A 13,122-nucleotide genomic window follows, 5' to 3' on the forward strand; every position below is an offset into this window, starting at 1 on the left:
CCCGGGCGGCTTTTTTTTCGGGGGCGAATGGACTTTGCATGCCATGCCGCTTCGTGGAACCGTCGCGGCAACAACAACCCGAACCCCATGATCCCGAAATCCGCCCGCGCCCTCCTTGTCGTCCCCGCAGCCTTCCTGGCCGGCCCGGCCGCGGTGGCGGGTGAAAGCGATGCGTTCAAGCCGTTCGGACATCCCGCCGACCATTGGGAACTCACGCTCGAATCCGGCTATCTCTGGAACGTCGGTTCCAACACCCCGATCGACTACGAGATCGCGCCGACCCAGCTGACCCTGCGCAGCCCGGTGGTCCTCAACTGGTTCGAAGGAGACGACGGCTCGCGCCTCATCGTCCGCAGCCGCGCCTCGCTGCTGATGGAGTCGATCGTCGAAGGCCCCGAGGATTTCTATCTCGGCATCTCCGGTGCGCCCTCGATCGAGTACTGGTTCCCCAATGAAAAGACCTCGCTGTTCTTTTCCATCGGCGGCGGGGTCGGCCTGATCAACTCCACCCGCGAAGCCGGCGGCCAGGGCCAGGACTTCACCTTGAACTGGTTCTGGCAACTCGGCCTGCGGCAGGAAATCGCACCGCAGCTTTCGGTCCTGGCCGGGGCCTACTTCATCCACCACTCCAACGGCGGACAGACCACCCCGAACCCGGGCATCGACGCGCTCGGCTTCACCGTCGGCCTCGGCTGGAGCTGGTAGCCCTTTCAAGCGGAGCGCCGGATTCATCCGGCTTCGACAGACCGGTGCTCAATCACCGCCCTCTCCCACCGCCGGCCAGCCGTCCTGCCACTTCAGCGGCAGCATCCGCAGGTCGGAGCGGCCGCGTCGGTCCTTGTCGTAGTAGTGGTGGACCAGCATCTCCCGGCCGTCCTCAACGCGGATCGACGGATGTCCCGGCCCGATGAAGCGGCCGTCGCTTTCCAACACCAGCGTGCCGCCGCCGTCCTTCAGGTCGGTGCCGTCCCGGTCGAGGTACGGCCCGGTGACCGCCTTGCTGCGGCCGACGCGGATCTCGTAGGTGCTATCCGTGCCGCGGCAGCATTTGCCCCAGTTCACGAAGAGGTAGTACCAGCCGTCGTGCTTGCAGATGAACGGCGCCTCGATCTCGGCATGCCGCGCCAGATGGATCGGCTTCGACCCCGGTTCTTTCATCAGCCCGGTCGTCGGATCCAGTTCCACCAGCATGATGCCGTCCCAGAACGAGCCGAAGCTCATCCACAGCCTCCCGCCATCCTCCATCAACGCCGGGTCGATCGCATTGAAGCGGTCATTCTTCCGCGACCGGATCACCAGCCCTTCGTCCTTCCAGCCGTAGTCCTTTGAGGCCGGATCCAGCGTCTTGCCGCTCACCAAGCCGATCGCCGACTCGTTGGAGCCGAAGCTCGAGACCGAGTAGTAGACCCACCAGCGGTCGCCGGAACGGATGATGTCCGGCGCCCACAGGTGGCCTCGATTTGCCGGCACTTCCTTCTGGTGCCATTCGGGGAACTTTTCAAACACCCGCGCCGCCCGCCGCCAGCGGCCGTCGGCCTCGCGCTTCAGCAGGTCGATCCCGCCGCCTGTCGACAGGCACCACACGCTGCCATGGTCCTCGACCACCGTCGATGGGTCGTGGATCCGCGGATAGGGATCGTCACGGCGAAACTGCGCCGCGGCCGGCAGGATCAGCGCGATGAAAAGTGGGATCACCGGGTGCATGCCGCCTTCAACGCGGCCCTTGCCGCCAAAGTTTCGCCCGCTGACACGTACCGACCCGGAATGGCCCGGTCAATTCCCCCCGGAAATGGGTCGAAAACCTGCTGCTGCCCCTTATTGTCCCGCCACCGCATGAGCGAATCATCCTTCGAAGCCCCGTCACTCGAAACCATCGCGGCCCTGCTGCCGGGTTACGACATCGAGGCATTCATCGCCGAGGGAGGCATGGGCGCGGTTTACAAGGGCCGCCAGCGTTCGCTCGACCGGGACGTCGCCATCAAGATCCTGCCGCGGGAACTCGGCGCGGATCCGGCATTCCGCCAGTCCTTCGAGACCGAGGCCCGCGCGATGGCCCGGCTCAACCATCCCAACCTGATCTCGGTGTTCGACTCGGGCGAAGCCGGCGGGCTGCTCTACATCGTGATGGAGTTCGTGCGCGGCAAGTCGCTGTTCCACTCCGCCCACAACCGCGCGATCGATCCCGCGCAGGCGGTCGAACTCGTCACCGGCATCTGCCGCGGCCTGGCGCACGCGCATGACAACGGGATCATCCACCGCGACGTCAAGCCGGCCAACATCCTGCTCACCCCGAAGCGCGAACCGAAACTCGGCGACTTCGGCCTGGCCCGCCAGGCCGGCCCCGCGAGCCAGGGGCTGTCGATGGGCACCCCCGGCTACACCGCCCCGGAGGTCACTGCCAATCCGGACAACGCCGACCGGCGCTCCGACATTTTCGCCGCCGGCGTGATCCTTTACGAACTCCTCACCGGCCGCTCGCCGGAACCGGGTTGCCCGCCCCCGTCGAAAATCAGCGGCGCCGATCCCGCGCTCGACGTCATTTGGGAAACCGCCACCCGGCCGGATCCCGCCGACCGCTACCCGAGCGCCAGCGCCATGGCCAGTGCGCTGGAACGCTGTGGCAGCGACGCCCCGGATCCGCCCGGAGGCCGCCGCCGCGGACGCAAGCGGCGCGGTGCCTCCGGCGTCGGCACCAACTGGAGCCTCGCGCGCAACCTGGTGATCATCGCGATGTTGATCGTGGCCATCGCCATCACCTGGAAGGAATACAAGCGCGTCCAGGCCGACCGGACTGCCCTCAACCAACAAACCGCCGCCAAGAACGCGAAGCCGCAGCCGCTGCCTCCGCCGCCACTTGCGGTCGTCCCCGCCCCGCTTCCGGAAAGCGACGGCCCGGAGACTCCGGAGATTGCCCCGGAGCCCGACCTTTCCCCCAATCCAGCCGCCAAGCCGCCCGTGGAATCGCCGGCCCAGGCACTGGTCCGCCTCCGCGACAAGCTCGCCGCGGGCAAGCGCGATGAAATGCCCCCCGGCACCGTGACCCGCGGGGATTCCGATTTCTTCCTCGTCACCTTGCCGATGAGCTGGACCGACGCGAAGCGCTTCGCCCGCTCATTCGGCGGCCATCTGCCGGTCGTCGCATCCGCCGAGGACCTCGAATGGCTGGCCGGACGGATCGACGAAACCGGTGACCGCAAGCGGTCCAGCCACTGGCTCGGCGTCAGCCACAGCCCCGACCAAGGCTGGCAGTGCGAGGATGCCTCACCCTGGCCCTTGCCGGCTCCGCCCCAGGGCGAAGGCACCCGCGCGGCGGTCGGCGCGGACGGCATCGCGATCGCCGAACCGGACTCGGCCACCCATCCGTTTCTGATCCAGTGGCATCGCGACGGCAGCGATCCGACAAGCCTCGCGGAGATCCTCATGCGGACCAAGGAGTCCCTCGCCACCGCCGCGCTGGTGTTTCCCCCCGGCACCCTCAGCGCGGGCGATCGCCGCGTCCTGGTTTCCCGCCAAGCCGTCACCGCCGCAAGGGCCCGCGAGCTCGCCGATCTCGGGGGCGGGCACCTCTTCGTCCCGTCCGATGCCAGCGAAGCCGACTGGCTCGAGCACCAGCTCGAAGGCAAAGCGGCCGCGGACGGGTTGTGGATCGGCGGCCACCGCGACGACCTTGAGTGGAAGTGGGACACCGGGGAAAGCTGGACCTTCGCGCGCTGGGCGAGCGACTGCCCGTCCGGTGAATTCACCGCACTCGCCTTCGTCCCCGGCCGCGGCTGGCGCGACGCCGACCCGGCGGTCCCGGGTTCCGGCTTCGTCATCGAGTGGAGCCAGGATCCCGCGCCCGCCGCCTCGCCCGACGGCGACAGCCCCGCCGAGTTGCGGGATAAGGCGGGCGAGCTGCTGGCGGCACACGACAAGGAGCGGCAATCCGACCTCGCCGACAACACCAAGGCCTTCGTCTTCCGGCTCGATTCATGGCTCCGCGGCAACAGCAAGGGCGACGTCCTGCGCTTTCGCCCGGGGGTCGAGTTGATCAAGTCGATGATCCGGATGCACCGCATCCCGGCAAAGTATCCGCGCAGCACCGGCGATCCCCCGAGGCGCTACCCCGAGCGCATGATCCAGATCGTCGAGGACGCCCTCGCCAAGGAGAAGTCGATCGACGACGCCTTCACCGCCAAGGCCGCCGTCCTCCGCGATGCCTATGTGGAGCGTCTCGCGGCCATCCGCGACGCGGATTTCGAGCGCGGCCAGATCGACCTCGCCCGCGCCCACGCCGCCGCCATTGCCGCGGCCGCCGACACCAACCGCTGGGCGGAGTCCTTCGAGGGCGTGACCCGGAAGATCGACACCTCGCTCCCGCTCATCAAGGTCATCTCCGCCACCTATGGCACCGGCGGCAAGGACGCCGACGTCACCGCCCGGGTCGCCAAGCTGGTCGAGGAGGACCAGCGCGACTTCCACGTCACGCCGCGGGACCTCGGTGCCGACCCGAATCCCGGCTGGAACAAGGGGCTGACCATCGTTTTCGAGATCGATGGCAAGAAGCGGCGGAAGAGTTGGGGCGAGAACAGCGAGGTCAAGCTGTCGACCTTCGGGACAAAGTGAGCCTTCCCCGCCGCGCTTGACCGCTCGCCGGCAACCGCACCAGTTTCGGCGATGCTCCTCCCCGTGCCCCTCTGGTTCGCCGCACTCGCGGGTGCCTTCGGCAGCTGCCTGCTCTGGCACAAGCGCACCGGCTCGCGGCATCTGGCCGTCGCGTCCGCGGGACTCGGACTGGTGGTAGCCCTGAGCCTGCCTGAACTGTTCGTCTACTGTTTTGGCTGGGACGTGCTGGACCGCTATGCCGGATTCATCATCGAACCCTCGAAGCTGAACCCCTACACCCGCGAATTCGAAACTGCCGGCAGCCGTGTCATGACCTACTGCCGTCTCTTCGGGTGGATCGGCATGGCCGTCTTTTCCCTGGGGCTGGTGCGCCACGCCAACAAGGTCGCGATCCCGGCCCATGTCCCTGCTGATCCGCGATGAATCCCCAGCTGCACCAGATTCTCTCTCATTTCGGCACCCTTGCTTATTGGGTGGCCATCGCCTTCGCGGCCCTGGCCTGCCATCGCCTCGCCGGAATCTCCCGCGACCGGGCGTTCCGCCTCGCACGTTTCGCTGCGCTCGGATTCCTGGGTCTCCACGGCATCTACTTCCTTTCGGACTGGGCGTTGCTGCTCCTCTACCAAGCGGGATTCTCGCTGCCGACCTTCATCAATGGGTTCTTCAAGGCGAGCTCCTATATCCTCGGGATCTCAAACTTTCTCCTTTGCGCGTTCTTCATCCTCTTCGCGATCGGCGCAGCTCGCAGCAACCCGCGGAGAAAGCAGCCGGAACCTTCCTGAATCGCTCCTTCCCGGAAGGCCGGCACCCCCTGACGACAAACGTCGTTACTTTTCTCTCGACGCACACGACATTTGTCGTCAGCAAGGAAGGCGATCATGAAGTCCTTGCCCGCCCTCTCGCCCGCCGAACAGGCCCTGATGGACCTGATTTGGTCCCACCAGCCGGTCTCGGTCGCCGACTTGCTCGCACGGGTGAACGCGACCCGCCGCGAGCCGGTGACCCGCAACACGCTACAAACCCAGCTCACCCGCCTGGAAGCCAAGGGCTGGCTCAAGCGCGACGAAAGCGACCGCGTCCGCCTCTACCGCGCCGCCGTCGCGGAGAACCGGGGCCGTGGCAAAGTCCTTGCCGAGCTCAAGCAACGCCTCTTCGGCGGCTCCGGGCTGTCGCTCGTCCGCTGCCTGGTTGAAGAAGGCGGTCTGGACGATGCGGAGATCAAGGAGCTCAATGAACTGATCGAGAGCCATCGGAAGGGAGGCAAGTCGTGAGCGCGACGACATACCTGTTATCCGTCGCCGCGCATGCGGGCATCCTTTCGCTGCCGGCGCTCGCGATGGTGGTCTGTATCAGGAATGTTCGCGTCCAGGCGGTATTCGCACTCGCCTGCCTTGTCGGTGTCGGCAGCCTTTCCTGGCTGTCCCCTCTGCGCCCCTCGACCCAAAAGGCTTTCGTTGTTCCCATCACGGAAGTCGAAAGGACGATGCCGTCCCCCGTCCGTCCGATAGCCAGCGAACCGCCATCAACCTCTGCCGCGGTTCCCCCCATCGAGCGAGCTTCACCAACCGCACCCGGTCTCGCCCGGCTCAAACCAAGCGCGGTTCTGATTGGCCTGTGGATTTCCGGAATTCTCGTCGGCAGCGGCTTGTTCCTACGATCCATCCGAAGGGCGAAATGCTGGCAACGTTCGCTCTCTCCACCGGACGACTCCCAATGGGAGATTCTCGAGGCTGCCCTGCCCCGGAAAATCTCCCGGAGCTCGTTCCGCATCGACTCCGGAAACGCTTCGCCCTGCGTCACCGGTTTCCGGAAACCCCTGGTGGTGATCCCGGAACACCTCCTCGACCCAACGCGGGTCCGGGAATTGCACTGGGCGCTTCGCCATGAAATCGGCCATTTGGATGGCCACGATTCCCGTTGGGTGTGCTCCACTTTGTTCTTCAGGGTGCTCTTCTGGTGGAATCCCATGATGCATTTCCTGGCGTGGACCTGGTCGAATGACCGGGAACAAACCTGCGACCGGATCGCGGCACAAGAGGATGATGAGAAATCCGGTTACAGCTCGTTCCTCGTTTCCGTGGCGGCCATCCACCGCACCAAGCGCCCCTTGACGCTGGCCATGGCGAATCCCGGTGTGGCGAGAAACCTCGAAAGGCGCATTTCATCGCTCCTCAAAGCTCCGTCAGGAGTCCCGGCACGAACTTCGAAACTCCAGATCGCCATCGGAGCGGCGGTTTGCTTCGCATCGCTGGCGTGGACGTCCTTGTTCGCGTTCGAAACCAAGGCATCCAATCCACGATCCTCCGGCGCTCTGACGCTCGACGAGATCCTGAACCCGCCCCCGAGAATTCTCGGTCACGATGGCCATCGTGAAATCCTCAAAACCATTGCTTCAGCCCGATGAAATCCTCACGGAGGAGGAACTTCAGGGTCGGATCGGCGAGCGCATCACCGACATCCAAGAACTGCTATCGATCTGTCAGGATGCGGAGACCGGAAGCAAGATGTCGTGGAGCCAGTCGAACTGCATCAGGAACGACGCCTCGGCAGGTGCGGATCTCGCATGGGACGGGGAGCCGGGCCCCAAGCCCTTCGTCGGTTGGGTCGTCGGTTGGAATGGACACGGCTCGGACGATGCGATCCACCTGTCGATCAAAGCCGCCTATGCCTTCGTTCCCGGCAAGCACCTCGCACCCGGTCTTGTGCCCTCCGATGCCATTCCGTGGAACCAGGTTCACCAGGTTGAGAAATCGGCCCGGCTCGAACTGCCATCAGGAGCCTCCACGGCGGTTTCCTTCGGTGAAGTCGAAGCCGGAGTCTTCGTCACCATTTTCGCGGGCGCACGGATCGCGCCCCCTTGGGACGTTCCCGACAGGTTCCAACCGGGCTTCTTCACCAGCCTTTCGCCCCAACCCACGGAAGGAGACGACCTCCTGCGCATGTTGTTGGGAAATGCGGACCCGTCGTCCAAGCCCCGGACCATCAGAGTCTCTGTCTCCAAAGCCGAGATCCAAGATCCCGAAACGCGACGGCTTTCAAAACTCGCCAACGAGGCGCAGCAGGCGTGGATCAAGGCAATGGATGCTTTGCCCCGGAACGCGGAACTGGTCCGGCAGCGGCACATCCATCTGAAAGCCCTCGATCAGGATGAGCGGGACAAGGCGACCCACTGGAAATTGTCCAAGATCAACGAAGCCATCCGCGCCAACGCCGAGAACGACATCGACACGGTTTTACTGAGACTCGACTACGCAGCAAAAAGCAGGGAGGCCAGTCGCGCATTCCAAAAACAGCTCGAGACCGAGCAATGGGAGATGAAGGAGAAAAAACAACGGATTCAGCGGCAGGAACTGGAGGATTTCGACCGACGCCGTCACGAATGGTAGGTGGTGTGCCCGTCCGCGGAAAAGCCCTCATCCTCGTCCCGGAACCCGGACTTCCGGCAATTATCTGCGGTCATCCCGTCCATCTGTGGTTGAAAATCAGGGAGCGGAGAACCGTTCTCCCGATGGAAAAACCTCAACCGGGGCAGTACATTGGACTCTTGCCACTTGGCGCGCCCGGCTTTACTCCCTGCCCCGCCATGTCCGAAACCACTCAGCCGCAATCGACCGAAGCCGAACTCATCGCCGTCCGCCGTGAGAAACTCGGCAAATTGCGCGATCTCGGCGTGGACCCCTTCGGCACGGCCTTCGAAACGACCCACACTCCGGCCGAGCTGCGCGAGAACTTCGCCGAAGGCCTGCAGGTCAAAGTCGCCGGCCGCATCACCGGCCTGCGCGACATGGGCCGCTCCTGCTTTTTCCACGTCGCCGACGTCCTCGGCGCGATCCAGGGCTTCATCGCCCTCAAAACCCTCACCGACGAACTACGCGCCGTCTACGACTGCCTCGACCGCGGCGACTGGCTCGGCATCGAGGGCGAGACCTTCATGACCCGCACCGGCGAGCCCACGGTCAAGGTCGAGAAGTTCACCATCCTTTCCAAGTCCCTGCGCCCGATGCCCGACAAGTGGCACGGCGTCGCCGACCGCGAGATCAAGTACCGCAAGCGCCACCTCGACCTGATGTCGAACGAGGAAAGCGCCGCCGTCTTCGTCACCCGCAGCCGCATGGTCGCGGAGATCCGCAGCTTCTTCCACGAGCGCGGCTACCTCGAGGTCGAGACGCCGATGCTGCAAAGCGTCGCCGGCGGTGCCGCCGCGCGGCCCTTCGAGACCTATCACAATGCCCTCGGCATGCCGCTGACCATGCGCATCGCCCCGGAGCTCTTCCTCAAGCGCCTGCTAGTCGGCGGCTTCACCAAGCTGTTCGAACTCAACCGCAACTTCCGCAACGAAGGCATCTCGCGCCGCCACAATCCCGAGTTCACCATGCTCGAGGCCTACCAGGCCTTCGCCGACTTCGAGATCATGGCCGAGCTGGTCGAGAGCCTGACCTGCCACCTCGCCGAGAAGTTCTGCGGCGGCCTCAAGATCGATCACAAGGACGAGGACGGCAACGTCACCCGCACCATCGACCTGACCCGCCCGTGGAAGCGAGCCAGCTACCACGACCTGATCAAGGGCGTCGCCGGCGATGACTTCTTCGACATCACCCCGGAGCAGCGCCGCGCCAAGTGCGACGAGCTCGGCGTGCAGATTTCCGACGGCATGGAAGACTACGAGGTCATCCAGCAGGTCTTCGAAAAGAAGGTCGAGGAGCACACCTTCGACCCCTGCTTCGTCACCCGCGTCGCCAGCGAACTGGTCCCGCTCGCCAAGGTCAGCCCCGGCGGCAAGACCGTCGAAGTGTATGAGCTCATCATCAACGGCCAGGAAATCAGCCCCGGCTACTCCGAGCTCAACGACCCCGATGTCCAGCGCGACCGCCTCGAGCACCAGGCCGGCGGCGAGGAGGAGCAGAAGGTCGACTACGACTTCATCGAGACCCTCGAACACGGCATGCCCCCGGCCGGCGGCATCGGCATCGGCATCGACCGCCTGATCATGATGCTCACCGGCGCCCCGACCATCCGCGACGTGGTGTTGTTCCCGCTGCTGAAGAAGAAGGATTAAGGGTCCGGAATCTTCCCGTGCTCGGAGTCTTAGCCTTCGGCGTTGAGTGCCTTGCTGCGGCCTATCTTGCGGGTCGCACGGTGAATCTTGCCCACCGATGACGGTGGCAGCACGGACTCCGGTCGAAGCCGCGTGATGACCAAAAGGCGGCCGGCCTCGTCGAAATGGCGCTTTTCGACTGGATTCGAGCCAAAACCTGCGGTTTCTCTACGTATCGTTTCTCGAAGACAGCCCGACATCTTGATGCTCCTCACCTGCCCGATCTGCGCCCACCCGCACGCCGTCGAAATTCCGCGCTTTCCGGCGAAAATCCGCTGCGGGGAATGCAATTCCAAGTGTCTGGTGGAGGAGTCCGGCGCGATCACCGTGCTTGAGGCCGGGATCCCACCGCAATCTGAATCCCAGGCCGTCATCGCTCCTCTGCCGCGCCCGGTGCCGGTGAAGTCGAACTCGGGAGCGGTCGCGGGATTCGTCGTGGGTGCATTGGTCATCGGAACCGCCGCGGTCACCCTGGTCCCCGCTTGGCGGGAAGCACTGCTGCCGGACACCGGTTCGAAAGAAGGGCCGGCCCCCGTCACGCAGCCGCAAGCGCAGGCCCCGGCGGTCGTCGAGGCGAGCGCGGCCCCGGCTCCCGCCCCCGTGGTTCCAGCTCCCGCAGTTGAACCGCTCATGCCGGAGGAAACAATCGTCACCGCGGCGGAGCCTCCGGCACCCGCTCGTGTGATGGAGAATCCCGAGCCCGCGGGGAAAGCGCTCACCTTGGCAGCGGCGGCACCCGAGATCGACCGCATCCTGGCCGAAACCCATCAACGAATCTCCGGCGATCCGGCCCAAGCGGAGTCCGAAGTCCGCGCTTTCCTCCGCGGGCTCTACACCCCGCGCAACGGCCGCACGCCGGGCGGCACGCTGGGCGAGTCGCATCCCGAGCTCCTGCTCGGACTGCTCGGCGACCTTTGGAAACGCATCGAGGAAAGCCCCGGCGCGACCCTGCCGGAGACCCCGGGCATCAAGATCCAGAACCGCTCGCGGAGCTACGAACTCACCGATACCTACGTCAAACTCCTCGGTGCCGCGGCCACCGGCGGTCCGGTCGAGGACGCGGCCCTCGAGGCCCTGGCCCGTGACGAGGAGATCACCAAGCTTCTCACTCACTTTGCCAAGGGGCAGGACCCTTCCACCACCGGGAACGCCCTGACCCTCGGGCGCATGATCTTCGACATCCGCCAAGGAAACAAACCGCTTGCCGGTGCAGAACCGAAAGCGCGTGCGGTCGCCATCGACGACTTGCCGAAGACCGGCCGCGACGTCGATCTCGCGGGCTTCGACAGCGTCCAGGAGCTGGTCCGCTGGGCGCACGAGTTCAATCCCGGCGAGAAAACCCCGATCAAAGCGGAGTCGGAATCCGAAGCCAGCGAATGGACCAAGCGGGCCAAGGCCTATCTCAACCTTCCCGCCGAGGTCCTGCTGCCCCACCCCGGGTCCGCCGACCTGCCGGGCAAGGTCTCCGACAAGGCCCCGCGGGTGGAGCGCGAGGTCCAGATCGATCTCGCGCGGGCCCGCTGGCAAGCCACCGGTCTCTACGCCGTGCCCGGCGAGGCGATCACGCTGCGCGTTCCCAGCCGGCTGCGGGGAAAGGGCCTGCAAGTGCGCATCGGCGCCCAGACGGACAATGTTTCCCGCACCAGCGGCAATTCCGCCAAGGGCTTGAAGCGATTCCCCATCATCTCGAATTCCTTCCCGCTCGACGACGGCCGCGTGACGGTCGGCAACCCCTTCGGCGGGGCCATCTACATCGACGTTCCGGTCGGTGAAAACACTGGCGACCTCCGCGTCCCGGCCCACGGCATGGTGATCCGCACCTTCGCCAAGGCCCCAGCCCCGGATCCGCAGACCCTCGTCATCGCCGGCGCCGTCGAGATGCCGTGGTGGCGGCCCGGCATGGCCGCTGCCGACTGGCGCAAGGAACTCGCCAAGCCCGCCCCGTGGGCCGAGATGGACTTCGGGACGCTCTGTCTCTGCGTCCCGGCCGACATCGCCAGGAAGGCCAAGGACCCGCAGGGACTCACCGAATTCTGGCAAACGGTCATGGACGCGGAGTGGAAGTTCGGTGGCTACACCGGTCCCCGTGTCACCCCGATGCGCATCAGCTTCGACCGTCAGATCAGCGCCGGCTTCATGCACTCCGGCTACCCGATCATGGTCCATCTCCCGCAAGCCGCCGAGACGCTGGACCTCAAGCTGATCTCCGAAAGGGGCAGCTGGGGCCTGTTCCACGAGATCGGCCACAACCACCAGCCCCTGTGCATCACGCCGAAGGGCTTCAGCGAATCCACGGTCAACCTCTTCAGCCTCGCCGCCCAGTCGGCGATCCTGCCCAAGCGCGATCCCAAGCTCGGCCACGGCGCGCTGGCCGACCCGGATGCCCTGCTCAAGAAGCGCATGGCCGGCGAAACCGACGCCTGGACCAACCTCGCCGTCTTCTTCCCGCTCATCGACGAGTTCGGCATGGACAGCCTCACACGGATGTTCCGCCTCTACTGGGAGAAGGACGCGAAAAGCGGTGACGCACCGAAGTTTACCTCCGAGGAATGCGAAGACCAATGGGTCCGCCGCTTCGGGGAAACCGTCGAGCGCGACGTCTGCGCCTATTTCGAAAGCGTCCACTTCCACGTCACCCCCGCGACCCGGAAAGCGCTCTCGAAGTTCAAGCCCTGGACGCCCTGACATCCCGGCGCAACCCGTGGCCAGGATCAGTCCCCGTCCTTCTTGAAACGGAGGACGTAATTCTCCTTCACCCCGTCGATCTCCACCTCCTCCACGAACTTCAGCCCCGCGTCCTCGATTTCCTTGCGGAAGACCTCCTTCCCGGCCCGCACGTGGCCCATGATCCAGTCGCTGGAAACGCCCTCGATCCGCTCGAAGTCGACCACTACCACCGTGCCACCGGGTTTGAGCGCGGCGACCAGCGAGGCCAGCGTCGATGCCGGATACTCGAAGTGATGGTAGGTGTCGCAGATGAAGGCGACGTCCACTGAAGCCGGCGGCAGCGACACCGAGTCCTGCGGGCACAAAACCGCGGTGATATTCCCCTGCCCCTCCTGCTTGGCACGGGCCTGGATGTGCTCGAGGAAGCGGCCGTTGATATCGACCGCGTAGACCCAGCCGCCCGCGCCGACCGCCCCGGCGAACATCCGGGTGTAGAGGCCGGTCCCCGCACCGATGTCGGCGACAGTCATGCCCGGCTTTACGCCGCACGCGGCCAGCAGCTCCTTGCGGTGGTGGAACACCTCCCGGCTCTCGACCTCGAACTTCTGCAGCCACTCGTCGACCTTCAGGTCGGGATCGAGGAAGTTCTCATTGATCCCCGGCTTGACGCTGGTTCCGGGTGCGGGAGCTTCCTTGGCGAAAGTCACGAAGCCAGCCAAAGCGAGCACGACGAGCGGGATCTTCATGCAGGGATG

Annotated in this window: 11 protein-coding genes; 9 read left to right on the forward strand and 2 right to left on the reverse strand. The window is 65.3% G+C overall.

The features are described from left to right. The first annotated feature begins 87 nt into the window (after positions 1-87). Positions 88-705 carry an acyloxyacyl hydrolase gene (locus IG178_RS19575; RefSeq protein WP_193214274.1) on the forward strand — a complete coding sequence of 206 codons (618 nt, stop codon included), beginning with the start codon at positions 88-90 and terminating at the stop codon, positions 703-705. Between the two features lie 48 nt (positions 706-753). On the opposite strand, the gene IG178_RS19580 is transcribed toward IG178_RS19575, so the two are convergent. After that, the gene (locus IG178_RS19580; protein ID WP_193214275.1) at positions 754-1,695 is read right to left on the reverse strand and encodes a family 43 glycosylhydrolase; all 942 of its coding nucleotides are present in this window, start codon (positions 1,693-1,695) and stop codon (positions 754-756) included. 138 nt (positions 1,696-1,833) lie between these two features. On the opposite strand from IG178_RS19580, the gene IG178_RS26045 reads away from it, so the two are divergent. The 8 genes from IG178_RS26045 (at position 1,834) to IG178_RS19620 (ending at position 12,385) form a co-directional block, all read left to right on the forward strand. After that, positions 1,834-4,605, forward strand: coding sequence for a protein kinase domain-containing protein (locus tag IG178_RS26045; protein WP_193214276.1), 2,772 nt, complete (start codon positions 1,834-1,836; stop codon positions 4,603-4,605). 63 nt (positions 4,606-4,668) lie between these two features. Next, complete coding sequence (locus tag IG178_RS19590) at positions 4,669-5,028, forward strand: hypothetical protein (protein WP_193214277.1); 360 nt, start codon at positions 4,669-4,671, stop codon at positions 5,026-5,028. Next, the gene (locus IG178_RS19595) at positions 5,025-5,387 is read left to right on the forward strand and encodes a hypothetical protein (protein ID WP_193214278.1); all 363 of its coding nucleotides are present in this window, start codon (positions 5,025-5,027) and stop codon (positions 5,385-5,387) included. Before IG178_RS19590 ends, IG178_RS19595 begins: the two co-directional genes overlap by 4 nt. Positions 5,388-5,483: 96 nt before the next feature. Then, positions 5,484-5,876, forward strand: coding sequence for a BlaI/MecI/CopY family transcriptional regulator (locus IG178_RS19600; RefSeq protein WP_193214279.1), 393 nt, complete (start codon positions 5,484-5,486; stop codon positions 5,874-5,876). Positions 5,877-6,088: 212 nt separating this feature from the next. After that, complete coding sequence (locus tag IG178_RS19605) at positions 6,089-7,009, forward strand: M56 family metallopeptidase (RefSeq protein ID WP_193214280.1); 921 nt, start codon at positions 6,089-6,091, stop codon at positions 7,007-7,009. Beyond that, positions 6,966-7,991 (forward strand): hypothetical protein, encoded by a 1,026-nt coding sequence (locus tag IG178_RS19610; RefSeq protein WP_193214281.1) that lies wholly within the window; start codon positions 6,966-6,968, stop codon positions 7,989-7,991. The genes IG178_RS19605 and IG178_RS19610 overlap by 44 nt, the downstream gene beginning before the upstream one ends. A gap of 197 nt (positions 7,992-8,188) precedes the next feature. Then, positions 8,189-9,661: a lysine--tRNA ligase gene (gene lysS / locus IG178_RS19615; RefSeq protein ID WP_193214282.1), complete on the forward strand. Its 1,473-nt coding sequence runs from the start codon at positions 8,189-8,191 to the stop codon at positions 9,659-9,661. 243 nt (positions 9,662-9,904) lie between these two features. After that, positions 9,905-12,385 carry a M60 family metallopeptidase gene (locus IG178_RS19620; protein ID WP_193214283.1) on the forward strand — a complete coding sequence of 827 codons (2,481 nt, stop codon included), beginning with the start codon at positions 9,905-9,907 and terminating at the stop codon, positions 12,383-12,385. A 26-nt stretch (positions 12,386-12,411) separates the two neighbouring features. Here the strand turns inward: IG178_RS19620 and IG178_RS19625 are convergent, their stop codons facing one another. Continuing rightward, a complete protein-coding gene (locus tag IG178_RS19625) occupies positions 12,412-13,113 on the reverse strand; it encodes a class I SAM-dependent methyltransferase (protein WP_226895611.1) in 702 nt (233 codons plus the stop codon). Positions 13,114-13,122: the final 9 nt, after the last annotated feature.

This window comes from Neoluteolibacter marinus (assembly GCF_014904755.1).
In the GTDB taxonomy this organism is placed as follows: domain Bacteria; phylum Verrucomicrobiota; class Verrucomicrobiia; order Verrucomicrobiales; family Akkermansiaceae; genus Haloferula; species Haloferula marina.